Raw genomic sequence first — 24,598 nt, forward strand, 5'->3', positions numbered from 1 at the left:
GATCGTCAATCTGTTTGACATACTTGAACTAATGACTATCCAGACAACGCTCGACGGCTTTCACAAGGATGCGATCTCGATGCGAGACAACCGGTCCACAGCCTCCGCCCTGCAGCTCTACTGCGCTTTTCGGCAGCACCATCCGCGCAGCGTAATCCCCTCCGACTACGTCACCGAGTGCGGATTCCGACTGGGACGGTGGCAGGACCGGCAGCGCGTGGCGCGCATGCTGGGCACCCTGCCGCCCCAACGCATCCAGCAACTCGATGCGATCGGATTTCTCTGGAGCGACGACGCGGTCCCCCTTCCCGCAGTGTCACCGGCCGACGGCAAGCGGCGACGCATGCTCACCGCCATCGCCGCATACCGCGAAGAGCACGGCAATGCACTCGTTCCCGCGAACTACGTCACCCCCGACGGTGAACAGGTGGGTCAGTGGCTCTACCGGGCCGTGAAGAAGTGGCGAGCGGATGCGCTGCCGGACGACGAGCGTCGTCCCCTCGCCGTTCTCGGGGTGTCCCCCGGTCCACGACCGCGTGGTCCGCGAACGTCGGCACAGCGCGCCGGATAGGAAGCCCCGCCCCCGTCAGACGCCGTCGGGTGCCAGGACGATGTCGAAACGCGCCCGCGCCCAGGAACGGTCCCCCAGATCGCGGCCGTCCGGCGTCGGTGTGCCGCACGGACCGGGAACGCCCGGTGGCTTCGAGCATCGTGCCGACCGGCCCGTCGTGCGGGATGGGGTACGGCACCGGCGTCAGGCCCCAGAACCGGTACCGGCCGTTGTCGTCGGCGAACAGGTGCGCTCGTCCGGCAACGCGTTCGTTGCCGTATTGCACGTCGTAGAAACCGTCCTCGTCGCACTCCCACACCTCGATGCGCGCACCCGCCACTGGTTGCCGTCCGTATCGGTGACGGTGCCTTCGACCCAGCACGGTTGACCGGATGCGCCGCCTGCGATGTCACCGCCGAGCGGGATCTCGGGGGCGTCGTCGACGAAGAAGGGGCCGAAGACGGTGGCGTCGGTGGCTCCCTTGTAGGCCCGGTTGTTGACGGCGATGGTCTGCATGGAGGCACCGAGTACGTCGGAGAGCAGGACGAATTCCTGCCGCCGCGCGTCGGTGATGTGCCCGGCGGCGGTGAGGAACTCGATGGCGGTGTTCCATTCCACCTCCGTCAGACGCACGTCACGGATGAACGCATGCAGGTGCCGGGTCAGCGACTGCATGAGTTCCTTCAGCCGCGGATCGGGAGTGTGGTCGAACGAGGCGACAACAGTGGCGACGAGTTCGTCCGCGAGCGCACGCTGTTCCGGGCTGATCGGTTCGGCGATTTCGGTCGTCATGGTGGGCATTCCTTTCACAGTGCCGGGTTTCGCCTGCCTGGGCCGCACGCAGGCGTGCGTCGAGGTCGGTGGCCGTCACCGGCTGGGGGTTCGAGTCGGGGACGTACGGCAGGACCAATTCGACGGCCTCGGGAATCTGCGTCTCGTCGAACCCGAAGTCCTTCAGGGCCTGCGGGGCGTCGAGTGTCTCCCGCAGCGCATTCAGTCCAGCGACGGCGGTGCCGAATGCGGCGGCGATCCTCCGCTCCGCGTCGGGGGCGGCGGGAGCGTTGAAGGCGAGCACGTACGGCAGGACCCGTCGCATGGGTTTGAGCGTGAGGCAGGTTGTACGCGCCGCCGAGAACGTGGCAGATCTTGTGATCCAGCCCCGATCCGGCGGAGGCGTCGGGACGGTGTGGGGTGCCCACATCGAGTCGATGCAGTGGGCCATGCCGTTGTGTCCGGACGCCACCGACAATTCCACCGGCAGCGACAGGGTCAGCTGCGCGTCGTAGATGACGGTGCCGGGCAGCACCCGGTCGTCGAACCACCGCCTATACACACCAGCAGGTCGACCGAGTTCTGCGTCGCCACCGCCCGGGCCGCCTCGGCGTGGGCGATCGGGACGTGCGGGGCCACGTCGTCGTGGAAGACGGCCACGTCGATGCGACTTGTGACCTCCTCCGCGAGCGAGGATTCGGATCCCGACGCGATGACCATGACACGTCCGGACCCGAACAGCACCCGCTGTCCGAAGGTCACATGATCGAAGCGCATGTTCGTGGGGGCAGTTCCCTTCATCGGATCGCGACCGGGGTGCGACCAGCACCCCCGACGCCCTACGGGCCGGATCGCCATCCAGAACCTGAACCTGCAGCTCGTGGCACCCGGGTTGAAGGGCCACCAGCTACCAAGATTATGGGCATTCGGGACGTCCGCACCGAGCGCCCCTGCGGTGGTCGGGTAAGTTTCCGCGCATGAATGCCGCATCGTGGGTGACCGTCGGGACTACGGTGCTGGCCGGCGCTGTCGCGGTCGTCGCGTGGCGGAAGGCGAGCCGTGCCGATCAGGCGAGGCTCCGGGCCGAGGCCGAGCGGGACGCGGCGCTGGAGCAGGTCGCGGCGCTGACGCAGCTGGTCGAGGCCGCCCGGCCGGCCATCCCACCGAACATCGACTTCGACGTTCTGCGCATCCGCGGTCCGGTCGACCGGTTCCGGCTCCGCAATGTGGGAGCCGGAACCGCGACGAACGTGCGGTTCGTGATCGACCCGGCAGAAGAAGAAAACCGGCGCATCCCGACGCCGCAGTGGCGCCAGGACGGACCGGTGACCCTCCCGCCGACCGGGTGGGCAGACTTCTCCGCGAGCGCCCTGTCTCCCGTCGCCGGCGTCTGGCGAATGGTGTTCCCGGCATTCGTCACCGTGATCTGCGACGAAGTAGGCACTCCGCGACGCATCGATTTGCCGACGAAGGTCGTCGCCGAAGGCGACGTGACCGGCTGAACACCGAGTAGCCCGGCCGCGGTATGGGATTCGGTTGCGCCGGCGCCGTCAGACCGGCACCACCACCGGATCCTCCTCGGCCTGCTGGTCTTTCGACCGTCGGTCGAGCGCGGTAGCGACACCGAGAACGCCGAGCGCGGCGACGGTGAGGGCCGCTCCCATCCAGATCGGGGACGTGAAGCCGAGTCCGGCGGCGATGGTGATGCCGCCGAGCCACGCCCCGAGCGCGTTGCCCACGTTGAAGGCGGCGATGTTCGCACCGGACGCCATGGTCGGGGCCTGTGCCGCGTAGTTCATGATGCGCATCTGCAGTCCGGGGACGGTCGCGAAACCGAACGCGCCCATGAAGAACAGGGCACCGATCGTCATCGGTTTGCTGCCCGCGGCAAGTGCGAATACGACGAGCACGACCGTGAGCACGGCGAGGATCGTCATCAGAGTGCGGGTGAGCGCCCTGTCCGCGGCGCGTCCACCGAGGAAGTTGCCGACGAACAGGCCGCCGCCGAAGAGGACGAGGAGCCACGGGACGCTGCTGGATGCGAATCCGCCAACCTCGGTGAGCGTGAACGCGATGTACGTGAAGGCGCCGAACATGCCGCCGAATCCGAGGATCGTGACCACGATCGAGAACCACACCTGAGGAGACCGGAAGGCCCGCAATTCGTTCCGCAGACCGCCTGATTTCGGCGCGTCCTCGGTACGGGACATCGATGGCACGAGCGTCGCGATACCGATCAGAGCCACGACGCCGATCACCGTGATGGCCCAGAACGTGGACCGCCACCCGAACTGCTGGCCGAGGAACGTGCCGAACGGGACGCCGAGCACGTTGGCGACCGTCAGTCCCGCGAACATCGTCGCGATGGCGCCGGCCCGCTTGCTCGCGGGCACGAGGTCGGCGGCGAGCACCGAGCCGATGCCGAAGAACGCGCCGTGGCACAGAGCCGCGAGGACGCGTCCGCCCATCATGACCTCGTAGGTCGGGGCCAGGGCCGACAGCAGATTGCCGCCGATGAACAGCACCATCAACGCCTGGAGAATACGTTTGCGATCGAAGCGGGTGACCGCTGCGGTGATGACGATCGCCCCGACGGCGACCGAGAGGGCATAGCCCGAGATGAGGTAACCGGCCACCGACTCGCTCACCTGGAAATCGGCCGACACCTCCGGCAGCAACCCCATGATGACGAATTCGGTGAGACCGATCCCGAAGCCGCCCATTGCGAGGGCGAGCAGACCCAGTGGCATCGCAGCCACTCCTTTCGTACAGATTGGAAACAAGCGCACTGGCTCGAATACCGCGTGTGCAGTAATTGCAGACGCGTCATAAATAGTTGCATACGCCTGCTATGTGCGCAAGCTGGTATTCTGGCTTCGCGTACGTATTCACGGGAGGTGGCCATGGCAGTCGCTGACGACGCCGTCGAGATCCGGTCGCAGGGATGGCGCACACTCGCAGCCCTGCACGGACTGCTCGAGGCGGAACTCGAGCGGGCTCTGCAGCGAGGCCACGACCTCTCGGTGGTCGAGTACACGGTGCTCGACGCGCTCAGCCGCCAGGACGGCTGGCACATGCGCATGGCCCAGCTCGCCCGCGCGGCGGCACTGAGCAGCAGCGCCACCACCAGGCTGGTGAACCGGCTGGAGAACCGCGGACTGCTCACGCGCATTCTCTGCGACGACGATCGTCGCGGGATCTACACAGAGCTCACACCCGCAGGCCGGGCCGCATTGGACGAGGCGCGTCCCACCCACGACGCCACCCTGGAGTCGGCCCTGGACCGGGCCGCCGAGATTCCCGAGCTCGCCCACCTCGCCCGCGCCCTGCACGAGCTCCCCGCGTAGGTGAGTGCCGCTCCGGTCAGGACAGGGGTGTGAAGTCGCGTGACGCGATGTACTCTGGCCGCGGACGCGGCGCCGCGAACGGCTCGACGAGCGTGTTCTCGACACTGTTGAACACCAGGAAGAGGTTCGACCGCGGGTAGGGCGTGATGTTGTTGCCCGACCCGTGCATGACGTTGGAGTCGAACCACAGCGCGGTGCCGGCCGCACCGGTGAACTGGTCGATCCCGAACTCCGCGGCCATCCGGGTCACGTCCTCCCGACGCGGAACCCCGACCTCCTGCGCGACGAGCGACGACGTGTAGTTGTCGTCAGGGGTGGCGCCGACGCACTGGACGAACCGCGTGTGCGAACCGGGCATCACCATCAGCGACCCGTTGAACGGGTAGTTCTCGGTGAGCGTGATCGAGCAGCTGACGGCCCGCGGAGCGGGGAGACCGTCCTCTGCGTGCCAGGTCTCGAAGTCCGAGTGCCAGTAGAAGCCGGTGCCTTTGAAACCGGGCATCGAGTTGATCCGGCTCTGATGGATGTAGACGTCGGAGCCGAGCAGTTGGCGTGCGCGGTCGAGAATACGGCCGTCGCGGATCAGTTCGGCAACCACGTCGCTGCGCCGGTGCACGTCGAAGACGGAGCGGACCTCGTCGGTGCCGCGTTCGGTGATGACGCGCCCGCTGTCGCGCATGGCCGGATCCCGGGACAGCCGGTCGAGTTCCTCCCGGCAGGACATCACTTCGCCCGCATCCAGGACGTTCTCGAGGACTGTGTAGCCGCGGGATTCGTGTCCGGCGACGGCCGCCGCATCGAAGGGCCCGTCCGCGGGCCTCCCCCACACGGCCGGTTCGTTGCGTTGGAGCATCGACGGCTCGGCGGCGATCCGAGTCGGGTAGCGATCGTGACGGTTGGTGTCTCCTTGAACCTCAGCTACCTGAGTCATTGCCCCTCCTCGGCACTTACCTCTACTTGGCTGTCGCTACGACGACAGCGTCTTCTGATCGGCGCGCAGCCGCTGGACGGCGTCGTCCAGGTGCTCGGCGAGCAGTTTCTGCACCTCTCCAGCTGTACCCGTGCGAATCGCCTCACGCAGCGTTTTGTGTTCCTGCGCCTGCTCGCGGATGTCGTCATAGGTGGTCTGCAACGCACCCAGGCACATCCGGGTCTCGATCAGCAGCGTCCGCGCCGCGCGAATGAGCCGTGGGCTCTCCGCGCTCTCCACCAGGATCTGGTGGAACTGCTGGTCGGCGTCCGAGACGGCGGCGGCGTCGCCGCGATCGGCCGCGGCCTGCATGACGAGCACGACGGGTTCGAGCGCGAGGTACGTGGCTTCCCGCCGTCCGTCGTCGAGGATCATCTCGAGGGCACCGCGCTCGATGACCGACCGGCTGCGGTAGACGTCGACGACGTCGTCGAGGGTCAGCTCCGTCACGAAGATACCGCGGTGACGAATGCTGTGCAGGATGCCCTCGGACACGAGCCGCTGCATGGCTTCGCGCAGCGGCCCGCGCGAGACCTGGAAGTGCGCGGCCAGTTCCGCCTCGCCCAGCTGTGCACCCGGTTCGAGCGCACCCTTCATGATGGCGACCCGCAGGCGGTCCGCGATGAATTCGGCAGTCGATTGACGACTGACGGGTTCCAGGTCAGTCAGAGCCATGACTGTGGCCTTTCTCGAACAGAATTCCCAACGACGGTTGCACCGCCGTGTGGCCCGCAAGACGCAGGCCTTCCCAGATGGTGACCTGGTTTGCCGTGAGTACCGGCTTGCCGAGGCGCTGCTCGAGAGTACTCAGCGCCCCCAGCGTCCTCATCGCAGTGTCGGGGATGAGCAGGGCCTCGGCGTCGGGGTGGTCGTTCTCCACGGCGAGTTCCACGACGCGTTCCGGGGTGAGCCGGCCCACCTCGGCGGCGGTGTCGATACCCGCGCTCGACATCGACAGCACCTCGATGCCGGCGGCGGCGAGGAATTCGACGAACAGCGTGGCGACGTCCTCCGGGTAGCTCGCGGCCACGGCCACCCGGGTAATCCCCAGGGCGTGCAGGGCGTTGACGAACGCGAAGCTGGTGCTGGACGTGGGCACACCCGTGGCCGCGGCGAGGGTCTCGGCCTGCTGCTTCGCACCGTCGGGTCCGTAGACGAAGCTGCCCGACGTGCACGCCCACACGACCGCGTCCGGCTTCTCGTCGGCGAGGAGCGCGGCCCCGCCCGCCAGCTTCTCGGGGCTTCCGAGGTCCAGCAGTTCGGGCACGGCGTGCAGGTCGGTGCCGTAGATGTGCACGACCGGCAGATCCACTCCGAGCATCTCCGCGGCGAAGGGGTAGTCGTCCTCCGCGGCGTGATCGGGGTAGATGAAACCCACAGTGGGCGTCGGCGTGCTGGTCATGCTTTCTCCTCTTTCCGTCGTGCGGATTGCTGTCAGAACACGTTGCGGAGCCATTTGCCGGGTCCCGTCATGGGTAGCTTCATCCGGCCGAGACAGGCCCAGATCGTGAGCTGGTTGGCCGTGAGGACCGGTTTGCCGAGTTCGCGTTCGAGTGGGGCGATCACGTCGTAGGTCGGCAGGTTCGTACAGCTCACGAAGATCGCCTCCGATCGGGGGTCGTCGGCGGCGATGATCCGCTCGGCGATCGTGCGGTAGTTGACCTTCCAGATGCCGCCGCCGAGGCCGAGATGGTCGGAGCGCACCACCTCGGCGCCGGCCTCGTTCAGGAACGCGTGCAGCCGTTCGGTCAGCGGGGCGTCGTAGGGCGTGATCACCGACAGCCTGCTCAGCTCGAGGTGCTCGATCGCCTCCACCAGCGCGCCGGACGTGGTGACCGCGTGCTGGGCGCCGGCCTCGCAGATCGCGTCGCACAGGGTGCGCTCGTATTCGAGACCCTTGATGAAACTCCCGGACGTGCACAGATAGGCCACGACCTCGGGCTCCACGTGCAGGACGTCGCGTGTGGCAGCCATGAGGTGTCTTCGCTCGGACACGAGTTCGGCCATCTCCAGACTGACGGGCACGGGTTCGTAGGGCGTGCGCGCCAGGTGCAGGCTCACCTCGAGGGGAGCCCAACGCCACAACTCTCGTTCGAGCGCCAGGTCGAACGGGGCGATTACGCCGATCCCCCGTTGCGCGATCGGGCCCTCGAATTCCGGAATGTTCAGTTCCAACACCAGGCCTCACCTTCGTTGCGGCCGCGCCCGAGCATTATCAGATTGTTGACAATCATACGAGTTACTCATACGGTGTCAACGTGAGTCGGAACCCGATCGTCGCGGTGCTACATGCCCACGTCCTGCCGAGCGACGAACTCATGGCACCGGTCGCGTCCCGTGCCGAAGTTCGCTACACCGACAAGGCGGGTTTGAGTGCTGCCCTGGACGGCGCGGACGTCCTCTTCCTCTACGACTTCCTGACCGATGCGGTGCCGGGAGCCTGGCACGCGGCCGACTCCCTGCAGTGGCTGCACATCGCCGCCGCCGGCGTCGACCCCGTGATGTTTCCCGAGGCCCGCGACAGCGACGTCACGATCACCAACTCCCGTGGCGTGTTCGACGGGGCGATCGCGGAGTACGTCCTCGCGCAGGTGCTCTCCTTCGCGAAGGATCTGCCGGGTTCGCTCCGCCTGCAGCGGTCCCACACGTGGCAGCATCGCGAGTCCGAGCGGATCGCGGGCCGGACCGTCCTCGTCGTCGGTACCGGACCCATCGGTCGCGCCGTCGCCCGTCTCCTGCGGGCCGCGGGAATGCAGGTCAGCGGCTCGGGTCGGACCGCACGGGACGCCGACCCCGACTTCGGAACGGTCACCGCAGCGGAAGACCTCCCTTCCGCGCTCGCCGTCGCCGACTACGTGATCGCGGTGGCACCGCTCACCGACCAGACGCGGCACATGTTCCGCGACTCGACGTTCGCCGCGATGAAGCCGGGCGCACGGTTCGTCAACGTGGGTCGTGGTGAACTCGTCCGCACCGACGACCTCGTGGCCGCTCTGCGAGCGGGGACGATCGCCGGCGCCGCACTCGACGTGGTCGACGCCGAACCGCTCGCCACAGGCCATCCGCTCTGGGACATGCCGAATGTCTCGATCACGCCCCACAATTCGGGCGATTTCGCCGGTTGGCGAGATGCCCTCGTTACAGTTTTCACCGACAATTTCGAACGCTGGGTAGCGGGGTACCCGCTGGAGAACGTAGTAGACAAACACCTCGGGTACGTACCGAGCCGTTGACGACAGGGCCCGAACGTCCAGGCTGAAGGAGTTCTCATGAATCCCACCGACATGACCGCCGTCGAACTGGTCACGGCCTACTCGTCCGGAGAGTTGTCGCCGGTGGAAGCGACGCAGGCGATTCTCGACGCCATCGACGAACGGGATCGTGTCATCAACTCCTACTGCCTCGTCGACGGGGAGCGGGCGCTCGCGCAGGCACGGAAGTCCGAGGAGCGCTGGAACACCGGGTACTCCAAGGGTCTGCTCGACGGCGTCCCCATCTCGATCAAGGACGTCTTCCTCACCGACGGCTGGCCCACGCTCCGCGGGTCGCAGGCCATCGACGAGAACCAGCCGTGGGACGTCGACAGTCCCGTCGCCGCCCGGCTCCGCGAGGACGGCATGGTGTTCCTCGGCAAGACCACCACCCCCGAGATCGCGTGGAAGGCCGTCACCGACAGCGCCCTGTGCGGCATCACCCGCAACCCCATTGACGCCACGAAGACGGCGGGTGGGTCCTCGGGTGGCAGCGCCGCGGCGGTCGCGGCCGGCCTCGGCCCGTGCTCCGTCGGCACCGACGGCGGCGGCAGCGTGCGGATTCCCGCCTCGTTCTGCGGCGTCGTCGGGTTCAAACCCACCCACGGTCGCATTCCCCTGTTCCCGGCGAGTCCGTTCGGACCGCTGGCCCACGCCGGTCCCCTCACCCGCACCGTCGAGGACGCGGCGCTGCTGATGGACATCATGTCGCTGCCCGACCCGCGCGACCCGACGTCCCTCGCCCCGTTCCCGACCACCTTCCGCGGCGAGATCGGCCGCGACGTCGTCGGACTCGGAGTTGCCTACTCCCCGACGCTCGGCTATGTGACGGTCGACCCGGAGGTCCGGGCGATCGTCGACCGAGCCGTGCAGGCCATCGACGCCGCAGGGCTGCCGGTCACCGCCGCCGACCCCGGCTTCAGCGACCCGATCGACGCCTTCGAACTGCTGTGGGCGGCCGGGGCGGCGGCGATGCTGAAGAACTTCCCGGACGGGGCACGCGACAAGGTCGACCCGGGTCTCGGCAAGGTCTGGGAACGGGGCGAGAAGTTCAGCGCGGTCGAATATCTCGACGCTCGCGCGGTCGCCGCGGACATCGGCATCACGATGGGCAAATTCCATCTGACGCACAACGTCCTGCTCACACCCACCGTCCCCATCCCGGCTTTCGAGGCAGGCTACGACGTTCCGCCGGGCAGCGATTTCACCAGCTGGCCGCAGTGGACACCGTTCACCTACCCGTTCAACCTCACGCAGCAGCCGGCCATCAGCATCCCCGTCGGCCGGACCGCGGCGGGTCTGCCGGTCGGCTTGCAGATCACCGGGCCCCGGCACTCCGACGACCTGGTTCTCGCGGTGGCGAGATACGCCGAACACGTCCTGGGGTAGGTCGGCGAAAAGCACCCGATCCGGGCTGCATCCGAGGATCATGAAGAGAAGGCCCGGTGCCGTGCGAATCGTGAGCTGTGCTGTCCGGGCAATTGTTGCCCGACAGAGATTTTCGGGGTCGGGGAGGAGCCCGGGGAGAGCACATGACAGCGACGCCGGTGTCCGGGGACCCGCCGCATTCGCGGCCGGGCGAGGATCAGCTGGCCCCGGGCATGCTCGTCGCCGCCCGCTACCGGCTTCTCGGACGTTTCGCCGGCCCGGACTGGGTGCAGTGGTGGCACGCTCACGACGTCGAATTGTGCCGGGACGTCTCGCTGAGCCTCGTCGACTCGGCGCACCTCCACACCACCGACAGCGGCGCGGACCCGCTGGCACGGTTCTTCCGGAACACCACCGGAACCAGCTTCAGTCACGAGGGGCGGATCGCCCAGGTGTACGACATCGCCGCGGTCGGCGACCGGATCGCGGTGGTCGCGGAGTGGACGCCCGGGTGGCGGGTCGCGGATCTCGCGCGCACGGTTCCGCGTCCGCTGGATGCGGCGCGCACCGTGCGGTACCTCGCCGCCGCGACCGCCGACGCACACCATCACGGTGCCCGTATCGCGCTCGACCATCCCAACCGCGTTCGGATCTCGTGGGAGGGAATCGCCGTTCTCGCCTTCCCCGCCACGCTGGCCGACGGGAGCAGAGCCGACGATGTCGCCGGACTGGGCGCACTGCTGTACGCCCTGCTGCTCGGGACGTGGCCGCTGTCCTCGCCCGGCGCCACCCCGGCCGTCGGACTGCCCGCGGCCGCCCGCCGGGGCGACGGCTCCGTCGTCGCGCCGCACCGGGTGCGCCCGGCCATTCCGCGCGCGCTGTCCGACGTGGCCATGAACGCGCTCACCCTCGAACCCGGCGCGGACACCGCGCAAGCGGTCGTCGACGCCCTCGACCGGATCTTGTCGGACGCACGGGCCCGTGCGGGTTCCGCATTCGCCGACGCCGCGGCGCGCGCTCACCCGAAGCGCGGCGACCGTGCCGCGCGTGCCGCGGCACCGCTACCCACGATGAGCCGGGCGCTCGCACTGATCGTTGCCCTCGGCGCGGGCGCGTGGGCGATCGGCACGTCGTTCACCGCCTCGGACGCTCCCCCGGCCGCCGTCGCGGACAGCATCCGCAGCCAGACCGCATCGGTTCCGGAAGTCTTCCCCGCACCACTCGTTCCGTCGTCCGCGGCCGTGTACTCCCCGCTGCGGTTTCCCGACAACGGGGCCACCGCGTCCCTCGCCGTCGACGACGACCCCACGACGTCCTGGTCGACCGACCGCTACCCGCAGCAACTGCCGGCGTCGAAGTCCGGAGTGGGCCTGATCGTCTCGTTCCCCGGACCCGTCGATCTCCGGGAAGTCCGGATCGACTCCCCGACACCGGGCACGACGGTGGAGATCCGGACCGCTCCCGTCGCATGGGCGAACATCGACCACACCGAGGTGATCGCCTCGGCCACGCTCGGCGCCGGGGTCACCCAGATCGTGGCCCGACCGCCGGCACCCACCGACCGGGTCCTCGTCTGGATCTCGGGGCTGTCGGCCGGCGAGACCGGCTACCAGTCGCGCCTGTCGGAGATCGAGTTCCTGGGTAGCACCCTATGAGCCGCAACATGTTCGGACCCACCCAGCCGAACACCGGTAGCACCGCGCGCGACCATCTCGCGAACGAGCGAACCTACCTCGCCTGGCATCGCACCGGGATCAGTGTCGCCGCACTCGGTGTGGCGGTGGCGAAGTTCGCACCGCATCGCGGCGACCACGCCATCGCCGCCGGATTCATCCTGCTCGCCGCCGGACTGCTGGTCTCCGCATACGGCACGGTCCGCTACCGGGTCATCAGCAAGCAGATCGAGTCCGGGGTATTCGCTCCGGCGACGTTCGCCGCCGTCGTCACGTCCAGCGTCGTGACCGTGCTCGCGCTGCTCGCGGTGGTGGTTCTACTCTGACCCGGGCCCACTGCGCGTAGGCGGCCGCGTCCTCGTGGGCGACATGGACCACGGGAGGCTGTTCGCGACCGGTGACCGTCGACGCGGGGCCGGCGGGACGCTTCCACGACGCCTTCCCTTCTGCCTGATCAGGTGTCCGCCGGCGGGAAGACGCTTGTCCAATCGTCCTTCATGCTCACCACGGTCCAGTCCCTTTCCCGGGCCTGATCGAGGGCCTGTTCGGCGCCCGCCACATAGTCGAATTCGCGATCGGCGTCGTCGTGCAGGATCAGCATCCGAAGCGACGGGCGGCCGGGGAGCCCGGAGAACGCCAGCATCGGCAGGTCGCCGTTGGAGTTGCCTGCCGACAGGATCGGCCGCCGCCCGATCCTGCTCCAGATCCGGACCGGCTTCTCCGGTCCGTCGTCGAAGAAGTCCATCGCGGCCTTGTAGAGCAGTTCCGTCTCGTCCGTCCCCTCACGGTACGAGAGGCCGAGGGCGCTGCCGATGATGCGTTCCGGCGGAATCCCGTAGAGCCGTCCGGCGACCGGGCGCATGAAGTCCCGATCACCACCGGACGCGATGTAGACGGCGAATCCGTTCGCCTCGAGATAGCGAAGCAACTCGACCATCGGCGCGTATCCGCAGCCGTAGTACGGGCGGCCCAGCGTCGGGTGGTCGGCGCCGTCGAAGAAGGCCCGGACCCGAGCGTCGTAATTCTCGACGCTGACCGAGTCGAACGCCGCGGTGATCGCGCCCATCAACAGTTTCAGATCGCCGTCGTCGCCGTGGTAGTGCTTGACCATCGCGGCCCCGAGCCACTTCAGGTCGTGCTCGTGGGCCGCCTTCCACGGTTGCTTCTGCTGCAGTGCCGGATCGCTCTCGGCCATCTCCGCCAGACGCCGGACGGTGAAGTCGAGCTGAATGGGCATCGGCTTCTCACACCACAACGTGCCGTCGTTGTCGAACACGGCCACCCGGTCTGCCGGCTCGACGAAGTCCGGCCCTCCCGGGTCCGTCACCCGTGCGACGAAATCCTCGATCGCCGACTGCGTCGACCCGTCCGCCCAGGAACCACCCAGCCCCATGACGGTCAGTCCTTCGCCAGGAAGGCGTGCAACTTCGCCACCGCGTGGTCGACCAGGATGTTGGGTTGTGGGTCCGTCATCTGACTCTCCTCGCATCGTCGGAAGAAAGCGATTCCCGGCGACGCCAAAACCCGTGCGCCATCGCAATCGCAGTCCTGACGTTGCTCGCGGCGCATCGACGCCACATCACCCGTACGGGGTGAGAACCCCGCGCCGTGAGCCGGGTCAGTCCGGCGGGAGGGACGGCGGCCGATCCACCACGAGGATGTACACACTGATCACCAGCACCCACGCGGGGAAGACCAGCGCCACCCAGAGGCTGAAACTGACAACCACCAGCAGGGTGAACGACAACAGGTAGGTGGCGACGGCGAGCCATCTCGGCATCAGTCCGGTGCGCAGCCAGATGGTTCCCAGCGAGATCATGAACACTCCGGCCATGCGAACGCCGTAGACGTTGTTCACATGCAACATCACCTCGCGCCCGAAGTAGACGAGGTCGTTCTGCGGAACCGTGGAGAGCCGGGAAATGGCGAGCATGCCGCCGGCGAGTGCCATCGACATGAACGTCATCGCGAGGAACAGCAGCCCACTGCCGAGGAAGACGGTCGAGAAGAAGCGGTCTTCGAGGTCCCCGAGCCGGTCGCGGATGACGCCGATGAACCACAGGAACGCGATGCCCGCGAAGGGCGCGAGGAGCAGGGCCGTCGTGATCTGCCGCTGGTGGCTCACCCACGGGTCGCCCGGTGCACCCGGCAGCGCGGTGCGCAGCAGGACGATGCTGGAGGCGAACAGCACGCCGAAGACGACACCGGCGACGGCCGCGGCCCGTGGCGTGCGCAGCCGATGGAATTCGGCGTCGCCTCGCATCTCGGCCATGGGTCCAGTCTTCGCCGAGGTCGAGCGTCAGGGCAACCGCGGCCCTCGGTTTCAGTAGGACGTCTGCAGCGTCTGTTTGAGAGCCGCGAGGTCCAGCGTCCCCGCCAGATCCGCGATGGTCACGCCCGACAGCGAATCACGCCAGGCCCGCTCGGCGTCGGCCATGACCTTCGCGATGCCGCAGGGCGCCGTGCACTGTTCCGGTGGCGCGGCGAGCAGCCCCTGCTGCCGGATCTCGGTGCACCGAAATGCCGGCCCCGTGCCGTCGACCGCCTGCACGACGTCGAGCACCGTGATGTCCGCGGGTGCCCGGGTCAGGACGTACCCGCCGTCGCGACCCTCGGTCGGGTGGACGAGACCGGCACGGGCCAGCGACTGCAGATGCTTCGCGAGATAGGACTTCGACACCCCGTGCAGATCCGCCAGCCGGGCAGTCGGCACCGGGGCCTCGGCCTGGCTGAGCACCACGCAGCAGTGGAGCGACCACTCCACACCACCGGAAATCTTCATGCGCACGACCCTATTTGCGGAGCCATTCGTCCAGCGTGGTGGGGGCGATCCAGGCGCCGGCGCCGGGTGTCGGGGTGATCGCCGCGTCGTCGAGTTTCGCACCGAAATAACCGGCCTCGGGATCGGACGTCACGGACCGCTTGTCGCCGGTCGACGCGAACAGTCGGCGCACCAATTCGTCGATACCCAGCGGCTCGGGGCCGGCGATCTCGACGGTGCCGTTCAACGGGGAGCCGGTGACCACCTCCGCCACCCGGGACACGACGTCGCGCGAGGCGATGGGCTGCAGGTGCGCGGGTGTCGCGTGCACCGTGTCGCCGACGGTCCCGGCGTCGGCGATGCCGGCGATGAACTCGAAGAACTGGGTGGATCGCAGGATCGAGTACGGGACCGGGCCGGCCTTGACCACATCTTCCTGGGCGGCCTTGGCTCGCATGTATCCCGAGTCGGGCAGTCGGTCGGCGCCCACGATGGACAGCACCACGTGGTGCCCGACGCCGGCGGCCTCCTCCGCGGCGAGCATGTGCTTCGACGAATCGCGGAAGAATGCCAGGACGTCGTCGTCCGCCCACGACGGCGAATTGGTCAGGTCCACGACCACGTCGGCTCCCGCGACGGCCTCCGCTACACCCTTTCCGGTGGTCGTATCGATTCCGTCGCCGCGGCCGAGGGCCACGACGTCGTGCCCGGAGTCGCCGAGCTTCGCCGCGACCTGTCGTCCGATCAGTCCGTTTCCGAAAATGACGATCTTCACATCCCACTCCTTTACTTGGATAATACATATCTGAGTTTACTCCGACAGTTGTTATCCGAGTCAAGAGTCCGGGTCATGCAGATTCTGGCCGCACCAGGACGGGGACACCCTCGTACGGCGCGAGGGTGATCGGGAAACTGTGCAGTTCGTCCACGGCGCCGATCTGCTCGTCGGTGAACAGGTTGACTGCCGGCGAGCCCGCGGGCAGGAACTGCGACTGGACGGTCGCGGCGATCTCCTCGGACGTGAAGTTGAGAACCGTGACCTCCAGACTCGCGTCCGCCAGTTCGTGAACCATCACGAGCAAACCCTTGTGTGACACCGTCGGCACGTCGAGCTGGACCGCGGTGGCGATGCCGTATCGGTTCCGGACGTCGATGATGCGGGCCAGCCGGCGCGCGAAGGACGTCGGATCCTGCAGCTGCACAGGCAGACTCCCGTACAGACTGCGCCCGCGGGGAATGCCCGACTCCGACCGTTCGGCGTCCGGGTTGACGCCCATGAGGTCGTGCGCACCCCGGTTGATCCAGCGGGTGTCCCCCTCGGCGAGGAGATCGACCACGTCCTCGGACGGCACGGGAAGCAAACCGCACAGGTCCCAGCCCGACAGTGCGAACACTCCCGGCTGGAGCGCATTGAACATCGCCAGCAGCAGGTGGGCCTGCTTGACGGTGTCGATGTCGGCGGCGTCCATCCGGTCGAGGTCGCGAATGCCCAGCGTCGCGGTGATGACGCTGGCCGTGGTGCAGGCGATCCCGTTGGTGGTGAACGTGCGGTTGTATGGTGCCCACCGCCCGGTGAGCCGCTCGCACAGGTCCTTGCGGATGCGGTCACCGAGGTCGGACCCGGTGACCGTCTCGCCGCCGTAGTCGAACTCGTCGTCCTTGTGCAGCGTCGCGAAATGCACCAGCTCGAACGTCAGCTCGTCGTGGTTTTGCAGCGCGTGGACGAGCGAGGCGGCATCGACGCCGTGGTCGCGGGCGAGGTTCATCGTCAGCCGAAGGAATTCGGTGTTCCCCATGACCAGCGCGTGATGGTAGGCGGGACGGTTGATGAAGTCGTACGACAGGTCGGCACCCGTCGTACCCATCGCCTTGATGTCGTCGATGGTGAGGTTCAGCTCCTGGAACGTGAATCCACCCATCTTCCGCACGATGCTCGCGATGAGGTGATTGGCTGCCTCCGACAGGGGATGCCCCTCCGACCAGCCGGGAAGACCCTCGGTGCGCCGCTCCACCCCGAGAAAACCGTTGGCGTCCAGTCGAAGCGCGCCGGCGCCGAGATCCGCGATGGAGTGGCAGGCGTCCCCGATGACGAGGCGCATGCCCGCGAACGACGGATCCAGCCAGTTGATGGAGGGCTGCCCGGCCTTGAAATAGTGCAGGTACACCCACCTTCGCTCGACGCCGTCCACCCCCTTCACCGCGGGGGTGACGCTCCAGTTGGTTTCCTTCACCCCGAGTTCGTAGAAGATGACGCGCTGCAGTTGACCGATGATGTATCCGGCCCGGGCGAGTTGCGCCTCGGTGTCGGCGTCGATGTTCACCGAGTCCCGGCCGTCCGGCACCCGGGGCAGCAGGTGCCAGTCCTGCTGTTCGATCTCCACCATGTGATAGATGCCGGGGTAGTCGGCGTACGCCATCTCGGCGAGCCGGAAATCGGCGCCCTTACCGGTGTGACCGGGCACGATGTCATCGATGACGATGCCGTCGTACGCTGCGGCGACGACGCAGAGCTTGCGGAACTCTTCCTCCGTCCCGAACGCCGAGTCGATCTGCATGCTGATGCGGTCGAAATGGCCGTCCACCGACGGCGTTGCCCGCCACCCGTTGATCCCGCCCGCCTGCTTCACCGGTCCCGTGTGCACCGCCGTCACCCCGACCTCGGAGAACGCCTGCCACAACGCCTCGTCGCCGAGCGAACTCAGAAAACTCGCCCCCGGCGCCGTGATGATCGAAATCGGGTACGCCGTGAACCACACCGAACCCCGCTCCACCGCTGCCCGCGGATTCGGGTCGGCATACGGGTTCTGCCACATGCTGCCCTTGCCGGACAGCTGCTCCGCGATCAACTTCGCATCGTGCAGAATCGACTGATTGATCAGCCACTCCACGTAATCCGGGTTGTCCGGTACCGGGTCACCCCGCTGCGCATCCACCCGGGCGGCACGACGGACCGACGGTTTCAACGGCCGAGGGCGCGCCGGGTAGAACTGCTCGTCGTAACTGATCTCGCTGGGCTCGTGATGGATCTCGGGGTTCATGGTCCTCCGTCGTCATCTCGTCTCCTCAACTACCCGTCCACCGTCCCACGGAAACGACGGCCGGGCATGCGGAGTGGGATGACTGTCAGCGAACCGCGGAACTTTCGTGGGCGACGAACTCGGCGGACACCTCGAAGCCCGGAATCTCGATCCGGTCCCGTCCCGATCGACGGTGTACCGGGTGCTGCGCGAGCGTGGACAGATCGTCGCCCAGCCCCGCAATAAACCCCGCTCACGACGCAGTTTCGAGTACTCCGCCCCAACGGGTGCTGGCAGATCGACGGCCTCGAACACTATCTCGCCGATGGCACCGTGGCGTGCATCCTGCAGATTCTGGACGACCACTCCCGCCTCGACGTGTGCTCGTACGCCGCCCGGGGTGAAAGCTCCGCCGCCGCCTGGGCGGCCCTGGAACGGGCGATGGACGGGCACGCGGTCCCCGTGCACCTGCTCTCCGACAACGGGCTCGCCTTCTCCGGGAAACGCCGAGGCGGTATGTCCGAGCTCGAACGCAACCTCGCCGCCCTCGGCACCCTGGCGATCGCCGCCTCGGTGCGGCACCCGCAGACCTGCGGCAAGAACGAACGCGCCCATCAGACCCTGCGCAAGTGGCTGGCCAAGCAGCCACCGGCGGCGACGCTGACCGAACTGCAGACCCAACTCGACAGGACAAAGCAATGGACAGGACAAAGCAATATCAGAAACTGCCCTCAAAGTCCTGAGACAGATCCGTCCTCGAAGTCCTGAGACATGACAGCGTCCTCGGGCACTCTTTCCCACTCACGTGCGGAGGAGGGGCCGGACACTGCGTCCGAGGAACTTGACGAATCCCAGCAGATCCGGTTCGTCCTCGGTCGGCGCGATCGCCACGGAGGTCGCGCCGAGCCCGGCGAGCCTGCGCACCTCCGCGGCGATGGTGTCCGCGTCCCCCGCGACCCCGATTCCCGCGTCGACCGGCTTCTCCCACCGCGCCACTTCCTCGTCCACCCGCCGCTGCGCGCCATCGCCGGTGGCGGCGATCTTCGGAACGACCATCGGATGGGACGACGCCCCGTCGACGCCGATCTCCTCCACGATCAGGTCGCGGGTGTCGCGGATGTCGTCGTCGCTCACGGCGGACGTGACCAGGTTGCCGTCACCCAGACGCGCCGCGAGGCGTATCGACTTGGGTCCCTCGCCGCCGAGCATCAACGGAACCCGTTCGGTGGGAGGCCAGTCGAGTTTCACTCCGTCGAGCCGGACGTACCGCCCCTGCGTGCTCACCGTCTGCCCGTCGAGCAGCGCCCGCAGCGCCACCGTGTACTCCTCGAGGAGGGTCATCGGCGACGCCGCGCGGGCGCCCACCTGCTCCATCCACCGCTGCACGCCGTGCCCGACGCCCGCGATCACCCGACCGGGAAACAACCGGGAGAGCGTGGCGATCTCCATCGCGGTGAGTGCGACGTTGCGCAACGGGACGGGCATCAACCCCACACCGACGCGGATTCGTTCCGTCCACGCGAGCGCGGCAGCCGCCGACGCGATGCCGCTCTCCTTGAAACAGTCCTCCCACAACCAGATCTCGTCGAGACCACTCTCCTCGGCGACCCGCGCGAAGTCCCTCAGCCGCTCGGGTTCGATCGTCGGGATGAACGTCACGCCCAGCCGCGGCACCGCACTCGTCATCGATCCATCATGAGGGATGACGCGTTTATCAACCACCGCGTGCGGGTGCCACCACCCAGTCGGGAGATCACCCTCCCCACCGAACTCGTCGTTCGCGAGAGCTCCGGACCTGCACCCTCGGATCGGTGAGTTACCCTGCTGCGCCGCGCAGTTCGGGATTGCTGTCGACGACGGCGTAGAGCGCCTCGGTGATCGCCTTGACCCGTGCCAGCCGTGTCAGCTCCCGCGGCACGACCAGCCAGTAGGTGCGGTGGGCGATGAAGTCGTCGCGCAGAACGGGCACGAGATCCTCGTCCAGCGCCCCGATGTAGCTCGGCAGCGGCGCGATCCCGACTCCGTGCTTCACGGCCTGGTAGTGACCGGCGATGTTGTTGGTCTGGATCTGCGCCCGGAAGTCCGGCAGAAGCCGGTCGAGGATGCGCAATGGTTCGACGTCCAGGAACGCGTCGACGTACCAGATGAGCGTGTGCGTGCGCAGGTCGTCGATGGAGGCGATTGCATCGTGCGTATCGAGGTAGCGCCGCGAGGCGTAGAGCCGGAGGTCGTAGTCCGCGAGTTTGCGGACCACGACGGACCGCGGCGACGGACGTTCGAGCGTCACCGCGATGTCGAAGTCCCGGCCCGTCAGCACGTCGTGGGTGGTGGACGTGACGAGTTCGGTGAACAGGTCCGGATGCTCGGTGCGGACCGTGGCCAGTCCCGGCACCAACACGAACGCCCCGAACCCGTCGGGGGTGAGAATCCGGACGGTCCCGGTCAGGGCGCCGGGAGCCGCGGACGACGTCACGTCGAGGGCGGCGAGCAGCGTCGATTCCACCGATTCCGCGTACGGGATCAGACGGCGGCCGGCCTCGGTGAGCTGCCACCCGGATGCGCCGCGGTCGAAGAGCCGCGTCCCGGTGTCCTTCTCCAGCCGGGTGATTCGGCGTGACACGGTGGTCTGGTCGACGTCGAGACGCTTCGCGGCATCCGCGAGACGACCCGTCCGCGACAGTTCGAGCAGATAGCGCATGTTGTCGGCGGTGAACACGGCCCGCACCTCCCTGGCATTTTTGCAGTTTCCAATGCCAGATTACTCGTTGACGCAGGCATTGTTGCCAGACCAGACTCGGAGACACCCCCGAACTTCCAGGAGCGAAACCCCATGGCCGTCATCTCGCATTGGCTCGACAACAAGACTTATACCGGCACGAGCGGCGCCAGTGCGCCGGTGACGAACCCGGCGACCGGTGAGGTCACCGGTCAGGTCGCGCTGGCCAGCGTCGAGGACGCCCGCGCGGTGATCGACGCCGCCGCCGCCGCGTTCCCCGCCTGGCGGGACACCTCCCTCGCCAAGCGCACCCAGGTCATCTTCAAGTTCCGGGAACTGCTCAACGAGCGCAAGGGCGAGTTGGCGGAGATCATCACCTCCGAGCACGGCAAGGTCGTCTCCGACGCGTTGGGCGAGGTGTCCCGCGGTCAGGAGGTCGTCGAATTCGCGTGTGGGATCGCGCACCTGCTCAAGGGCGGCATGACCGAGAACGCGTCCACCAACGTGGACGTCGCCTCGATCCGCCAGCCGGTCGGGCCGGTCGGGATCATCTCCCCGTTCAACTTCCCCGCCATGGTCCCGATGTGGTTCTTCCCCGTCGCCATCGCCGCCGGCAACACCGTGGTGCTCAAGCCGTCCGAGAAGGACCCCACCGCCGCGCTCTGGATGGCCGAACTCTGGGCCGAGGCCGGCCTGCCGGCCGGGGTGTTCAACGTCCTCCAAGGCGACAAGACCGCCGTCGACGAACTGCTCACCCACCCGGCGATCAAGGCCATCTCCTTCGTCGGGTCCACCCCGATCGCACGGTACGTGTACGCCACCGGCACCGCCCACGGCAAACGCGTCCAGGCCCTCGGCGGGGCGAAGAACCACGCCATCGTCCTGCCGGACGCCGACCTGGATCTGGCCGCCGACGCCATGGTCAACGCCGGCTTCGGATCCGCCGGGGAACGCTGCATGGCCATCTCCGCCCTCGTCGCGGTCGGCGACATCGCCGACGAGTTGGTCGCCAAGATCAAGGAGCGCACCGACACCCTGAAGATCGGCGACGGCACCCGCGATTCGGACATGGGTCCGTTGGTGACGAAGGTGCACCGCGACAAGGTCGCCTCCTACATCGACGCCGGCGAAGCCGCCGGCGCCACCATCGTCGTGGACGGGCGCACCGTGCAGGCCGACGGCGGGGCGGACGGGTTCTGGCTCGGACCGACCCTGATCGACCACGTCACCACCGACATGAGCGTGTACACCGACGAAATCTTCGGACCCGTCCTCTCGGTGATCCGGGTCGAGAGCTACGAGCAGGCACTCGAACTCATCAATTCCGGACCGTTCGGCAACGGCACCGCCATCTTCACCAACGACGGCGGCGCGGCCCGCCGGTTCCAGAACGAGGTCGAGGTCGGCATGGTCGGCATCAACGTCCCCATCCCCGTCCCCACCGCCTACTACTCCTTCGGTGGCTGGAAGAACTCCCTGTTCGGCGACACCCACGCCCACGGCACCGAGGGTGTGCACTTCTTCACCCGCGGCAAGGTCGTCACCAGCCGCTGGCTCGACCCCAGCCACGGCGGCCTCAACCTCGGCTTCCCCCAGAACAACTAAGGAACCTCTCTCATGACCGCACACCTCTCACTTCCCCGTTTCGCCCGGATCGGGGCCGGCGCAGTCGACGAGATCGGCTCGATTGTCGACCAATTGGGTCTGCAGAGGCCGATTCTCGTCACCGACTCCTACCTGACCGGCACCGGCGCGGCCGACCGGATCATGACCCTCCTCAGGTCGGCAGGCAAGGAGCCGGCCCTGTTCTCCGGCACCGTGCCCGACCCCACCACCGATTCTCTCCAGGAAGGGCTGCGGATCGTCGCCGAGCACAGGGCGGATTCGGTGATCGGGTTCGGCGGCGGCAGTCCGATGGACACCGCGAAGGCACTGGCCGTGCTGTCCGCGAACGGCGGCGAGATGCGGTCGTACAAGGCACCCCACGTGTACACCGGGAAGGCGCTGCCGATCATCGCGATACCGACCACCGCCGGAAGCGGCTCCGAAGCGACGCAATTCACGGTCATCAGCGACAGCGCGTCCGACGAGAAGATGCTGTGTCCCGGGCTCTCTTTCCTGCCGATCGCCGCGATCGTGGATTTCGAACTCACGATGTCGATGCCGCCGCGGCTCACCGCCGACACCGGAATCGATGCGCTCACCCACGCCATCGAGGCGTACGTCAGCAGGAAGGCGCAGCCGTTCACCGACGGACTCGCCCTCGCCGCGATCCACACCATCGGTACGCACATCGGCACGGCCTACGCGGACGGTGAAGACCGCACCGCACGGGAAGCGATGATGGTCGCGTCCTTCCAGGCCGGCATGGCGTTCTCCAACTCGAGCGTGGCCCTGGTACACGGAATGAGCAGGCCGATCGGGGCGCATTTCCATGTGGCACACGGACTGTCGAATGCCATGCTGCTTCCCGCGATCACGGCGTTCTCCGTGCAGGGAGCGGAGAGCCGTTACGCCGACTGCGCGCGGGCGTTCGGCGCCGCACCGGAATCGGCCGGCGATTCCGTTGCCGCGCAGTTCCTCGTCGAGACTCTCAGCTCGCTGTGCCACGACCTGAAGGTTCCTACGCCGCTGGCATACGGCATCGACCGCGACGCCTGGGACGGTCTCATCCCGCTGATGGCGGAGCAGGCGCTGGCGTCCGGATCGCCCGGCAACAATCCGGTCGTGCCCACCGCCGGCCAGATCGAGACGCTGTATTCGGAGGTGTTCAGCTAGAACTCGACGATTCCCCTGAGGTACCGCCGGTACGTCCCGGACAGGTGGACGCGGTCGCCGCGCACCTCGCAGTGCACGATTCCGCCCCGCGCCGACAGTTGGCGTCCGACAAGGCCGTTCCGTCCCAGGATGTCAGCCCAGTACGGCGCGATCTGCGAGTGCGCGGACCCCGTCACCGGGTCTTCCCGAACCCCGGCCGCGGCGCCGAACCATCGTGACACGAAGTCGACGCCGTCCGACTCCGACGCCGCGGTGACGACGATGCCGCGCACGTCGAGCGGGCTGATGACGGCGAAGTCGGGGGTCATCGACGCGATATCGTCTTCGGATTCCGCGACGAACACGAGGTCGGTGGCCATCAGACACTCCCGGACCGGAATGCGGAGTGCCGCGACCACCCGGGGATCGGCCGCGGTCGGCACCGGAGGCTCGGCCGGAAAATCCATCACCAGTGTCGCGTCCGGGCCTCGGTCGACGTGCAGCCACCCGCTGCGCGTCCAGAACTGGATGCGGTCGGCGTCCGGGTGCACGTCCTCGAAGATCTGAGCGGCCGCGGCAAGCGTCGCGTGGCCGCACAGGTCCACCTCGACCGCGGGCGTGAACCACCGCAGGTGATAGGCCGGGTGTTCGCGGTCGTGGGACGGGATGTCGTCGGGTAGCCGGGCGGTGTAGAACGCCGTCTCGGACAGATTGTTCTCTTCGGCGAGTTGCTGGAGAACCGAATCGTCCAGCCAGTCGGTCAGCGGCATGATCGCCGCCGGATTCCCCTCGAAGGGTCCGGCGGCGAATGCGTCGATCTGATGGATGTCGAGCTTCATACCGTCCGATGGTGGTGGACGCCCCCGCGCTCGTCGAGGGCCATACTGCACACGCTGGACCGGTCGCGCCGGTCAGGCCCGCGCGAAGCTCATCGTCTCCCCCTCGACACCGCGCATCCACAGGTCGTTGCAGGCGGCCGCCAGTTCCGGCAACCCCTCCTCGATGGCGGCGAACACGTTGCCCGGCACCCAGCCGACGTCGCCGTTGAGCAGGAGATTGTTGCGGCCGTAGAAGATCGCGAGGTCGGTGGCGCCCTGCGCGGCGTGTGCCTCGGAGCCCGGTTCGTACCCGTAGGCGGAGTTGCCGATCTCCCAGGGCTCGAAGTCGAACAGGCAGACGTCGCCGGGAATCGGTGTGACGGTAGGATTTTCCCGTCGCGGCGCCGCCGTGATCCGTGGGATCAGCGTGTACACCTCGTTGCGCGCGTACTTGGCGTGATACGCGTCGCCGCTCTGCGGGAGCACGTTCCACACCGCATCGCACGTGAGCGGTGCGTCCTCGTCGAGAAGCCGGGCACGGCACGTCACGCCGCGCTTGTCCAGGGTAATGGTGATGTAGCGAGCCATGCTGCCTCCTT

Annotated in this window: 23 protein-coding genes and 4 pseudogenes; 10 read left to right on the forward strand and 17 right to left on the reverse strand. The window is 67.6% G+C overall.

Annotated features, from left to right (window positions below; translation table 11 throughout):
* Positions 1-79: 79 nt before the first annotated feature.
* A complete protein-coding gene (locus H0B43_RS13940; protein ID WP_185729966.1) occupies positions 80-571 on the forward strand; it encodes a helicase associated domain-containing protein in 492 nt (163 codons plus the stop codon).
* A gap of 15 nt (positions 572-586) precedes the next feature.
* Here the strand turns inward: H0B43_RS13940 and H0B43_RS13945 are convergent.
* Together H0B43_RS13945 and H0B43_RS13950 are read right to left on the reverse strand one after the other, a co-directional pair.
* Positions 587-1,342, reverse strand: a pseudogene (locus H0B43_RS13945) (dioxygenase).
* Positions 1,343-1,370: 28 nt separating this feature from the next.
* Positions 1,371-2,098: pseudogene (locus H0B43_RS13950) on the reverse strand (iron-containing alcohol dehydrogenase); the annotation flags it as partial.
* A gap of 200 nt (positions 2,099-2,298) precedes the next feature.
* Between H0B43_RS13950 and H0B43_RS13955 the strand changes: the two are divergent.
* Positions 2,299-2,823: a hypothetical protein gene (locus H0B43_RS13955; RefSeq protein ID WP_185727372.1), complete on the forward strand. Its 525-nt coding sequence runs from the start codon at positions 2,299-2,301 to the stop codon at positions 2,821-2,823.
* A gap of 48 nt (positions 2,824-2,871) precedes the next feature.
* Here H0B43_RS13955 and H0B43_RS13960 read toward each other — a convergent pair whose 3' ends face one another.
* Positions 2,872-4,071, reverse strand: coding sequence for an MFS transporter (locus H0B43_RS13960; protein WP_185727371.1), 1,200 nt, complete (start codon positions 4,069-4,071; stop codon positions 2,872-2,874).
* A 153-nt stretch (positions 4,072-4,224) separates the two neighbouring features.
* On the opposite strand from H0B43_RS13960, the gene H0B43_RS13965 reads away from it, so the two are divergent.
* The gene (locus H0B43_RS13965) at positions 4,225-4,668 is read left to right on the forward strand and encodes a MarR family winged helix-turn-helix transcriptional regulator (RefSeq protein ID WP_185727370.1); all 444 of its coding nucleotides are present in this window, start codon (positions 4,225-4,227) and stop codon (positions 4,666-4,668) included.
* A 16-nt stretch (positions 4,669-4,684) separates the two neighbouring features.
* Here the strand turns inward: H0B43_RS13965 and thpD are convergent, their stop codons facing one another.
* The 4 genes from thpD to H0B43_RS13985 are packed head-to-tail and all read right to left on the reverse strand — an operon-like array spanning position 4,685 to position 7,816.
* Complete coding sequence (gene thpD / locus H0B43_RS13970; RefSeq protein WP_185727369.1) at positions 4,685-5,599, reverse strand: ectoine hydroxylase; 915 nt, start codon at positions 5,597-5,599, stop codon at positions 4,685-4,687.
* Positions 5,600-5,635: 36 nt separating this feature from the next.
* Positions 5,636-6,313 carry a GntR family transcriptional regulator gene (locus H0B43_RS13975; RefSeq protein WP_185727368.1) on the reverse strand — a complete coding sequence of 226 codons (678 nt, stop codon included), beginning with the start codon at positions 6,311-6,313 and terminating at the stop codon, positions 5,636-5,638.
* A complete protein-coding gene (locus H0B43_RS13980) occupies positions 6,300-7,040 on the reverse strand; it encodes an aspartate/glutamate racemase family protein (RefSeq protein ID WP_185727367.1) in 741 nt (246 codons plus the stop codon). Before H0B43_RS13980 ends, H0B43_RS13975 begins: the two co-directional genes overlap by 14 nt.
* A gap of 32 nt (positions 7,041-7,072) precedes the next feature.
* The gene (locus H0B43_RS13985) at positions 7,073-7,816 is read right to left on the reverse strand and encodes an Asp/Glu/hydantoin racemase (protein WP_397517468.1); all 744 of its coding nucleotides are present in this window, start codon (positions 7,814-7,816) and stop codon (positions 7,073-7,075) included.
* Positions 7,817-7,896: 80 nt separating this feature from the next.
* Here H0B43_RS13985 and H0B43_RS13990 point away from each other — a divergent pair, with 80 nt between their 5' ends.
* The 4 genes from H0B43_RS13990 to H0B43_RS14005 all read left to right on the forward strand — a co-directional run bounded on the left by H0B43_RS13990 (position 7,897) and on the right by H0B43_RS14005 (position 12,256).
* Positions 7,897-8,871 (forward strand): D-2-hydroxyacid dehydrogenase, encoded by a 975-nt coding sequence (locus tag H0B43_RS13990; protein WP_185727366.1) that lies wholly within the window; start codon positions 7,897-7,899, stop codon positions 8,869-8,871.
* 36 nt (positions 8,872-8,907) lie between these two features.
* Positions 8,908-10,278, forward strand: a complete 1,371-nt coding sequence (locus H0B43_RS13995; protein ID WP_185727365.1) for an amidase — start codon at positions 8,908-8,910, stop codon at positions 10,276-10,278.
* 143 nt (positions 10,279-10,421) lie between these two features.
* Positions 10,422-11,912, forward strand: a complete 1,491-nt coding sequence (locus tag H0B43_RS14000) for a protein kinase family protein (protein WP_185727364.1) — start codon at positions 10,422-10,424, stop codon at positions 11,910-11,912.
* Positions 11,909-12,256: a YidH family protein gene (locus H0B43_RS14005; RefSeq protein ID WP_185727363.1), complete on the forward strand. Its 348-nt coding sequence runs from the start codon at positions 11,909-11,911 to the stop codon at positions 12,254-12,256. The genes H0B43_RS14000 and H0B43_RS14005 overlap by 4 nt, the downstream gene beginning before the upstream one ends.
* A gap of 4 nt (positions 12,257-12,260) precedes the next feature.
* Here H0B43_RS14005 and H0B43_RS14010 read toward each other — a convergent pair.
* The 6 genes and pseudogenes from H0B43_RS14010 to treS all read right to left on the reverse strand — a co-directional run.
* Positions 12,261-12,368, reverse strand: a pseudogene (locus H0B43_RS14010) (SUMF1/EgtB/PvdO family nonheme iron enzyme); the annotation flags it as partial.
* A 16-nt stretch (positions 12,369-12,384) separates the two neighbouring features.
* Positions 12,385-13,323: an HAD family phosphatase gene (locus tag H0B43_RS14015; protein WP_185727362.1), complete on the reverse strand. Its 939-nt coding sequence runs from the start codon at positions 13,321-13,323 to the stop codon at positions 12,385-12,387.
* Positions 13,324-13,548: 225 nt separating this feature from the next.
* A complete protein-coding gene (locus H0B43_RS14020) occupies positions 13,549-14,202 on the reverse strand; it encodes a hypothetical protein (RefSeq protein WP_185727361.1) in 654 nt (217 codons plus the stop codon).
* 51 nt (positions 14,203-14,253) lie between these two features.
* Positions 14,254-14,712, reverse strand: a complete 459-nt coding sequence (locus tag H0B43_RS14025; protein ID WP_185727360.1) for an Rrf2 family transcriptional regulator — start codon at positions 14,710-14,712, stop codon at positions 14,254-14,256.
* A gap of 10 nt (positions 14,713-14,722) precedes the next feature.
* Positions 14,723-15,466, reverse strand: a complete 744-nt coding sequence (locus H0B43_RS14030; RefSeq protein WP_185727359.1) for an SDR family oxidoreductase — start codon at positions 15,464-15,466, stop codon at positions 14,723-14,725.
* Between the two features lie 73 nt (positions 15,467-15,539).
* Entirely contained in the window at positions 15,540-17,729 is a 2,190-nt protein-coding gene (gene treS / locus H0B43_RS14035; RefSeq protein WP_185727358.1) for a maltose alpha-D-glucosyltransferase, read from the reverse strand.
* Between the two features lie 267 nt (positions 17,730-17,996).
* On the opposite strand from treS, the pseudogene H0B43_RS14040 reads away from it, so the two are divergent.
* Positions 17,997-18,476, forward strand: a pseudogene (locus H0B43_RS14040) (hypothetical protein); the annotation flags it as partial.
* A 33-nt stretch (positions 18,477-18,509) separates the two neighbouring features.
* On the opposite strand, the gene H0B43_RS14045 reads toward H0B43_RS14040, so the two are convergent.
* Both H0B43_RS14045 and H0B43_RS14050 read right to left on the reverse strand, forming a co-directional pair.
* On the reverse strand, positions 18,510-19,394 hold the full coding sequence (locus tag H0B43_RS14045) for an LLM class flavin-dependent oxidoreductase (RefSeq protein WP_185727357.1): 885 nt from the start codon (positions 19,392-19,394) through the stop codon (positions 18,510-18,512).
* A gap of 130 nt (positions 19,395-19,524) precedes the next feature.
* A complete protein-coding gene (locus H0B43_RS14050; protein ID WP_185727356.1) occupies positions 19,525-20,424 on the reverse strand; it encodes a LysR family transcriptional regulator in 900 nt (299 codons plus the stop codon).
* A 114-nt stretch (positions 20,425-20,538) separates the two neighbouring features.
* On the opposite strand from H0B43_RS14050, the gene H0B43_RS14055 reads away from it, so the two are divergent.
* Together H0B43_RS14055 and H0B43_RS14060 are read left to right on the forward strand one after the other, a co-directional pair.
* Entirely contained in the window at positions 20,539-22,029 is a 1,491-nt protein-coding gene (locus H0B43_RS14055) for a CoA-acylating methylmalonate-semialdehyde dehydrogenase (RefSeq protein ID WP_185727355.1), read from the forward strand.
* A 12-nt stretch (positions 22,030-22,041) separates the two neighbouring features.
* On the forward strand, positions 22,042-23,202 hold the full coding sequence (locus H0B43_RS14060; protein WP_185727354.1) for an iron-containing alcohol dehydrogenase: 1,161 nt from the start codon (positions 22,042-22,044) through the stop codon (positions 23,200-23,202).
* Here the strand turns inward: H0B43_RS14060 and H0B43_RS14065 are convergent.
* Both H0B43_RS14065 and H0B43_RS14070 read right to left on the reverse strand, forming a co-directional pair.
* On the reverse strand, positions 23,199-24,020 hold the full coding sequence (locus H0B43_RS14065; protein ID WP_185727353.1) for a PhzF family phenazine biosynthesis protein: 822 nt from the start codon (positions 24,018-24,020) through the stop codon (positions 23,199-23,201). The two genes, H0B43_RS14060 and H0B43_RS14065, sit on opposite strands and share 4 nt — an antisense overlap.
* A gap of 72 nt (positions 24,021-24,092) precedes the next feature.
* Positions 24,093-24,587, reverse strand: coding sequence for a DUF3830 family protein (locus H0B43_RS14070; protein WP_087559473.1), 495 nt, complete (start codon positions 24,585-24,587; stop codon positions 24,093-24,095).
* Positions 24,588-24,598 lie beyond the last annotated feature (11 nt).

Origin of the sequence: Rhodococcus sp. 4CII (genome assembly GCF_014256275.1) — a bacterium.
Classification (GTDB): Bacteria; Actinomycetota; Actinomycetes; order Mycobacteriales; family Mycobacteriaceae; genus Rhodococcus_F; species Rhodococcus_F wratislaviensis_A.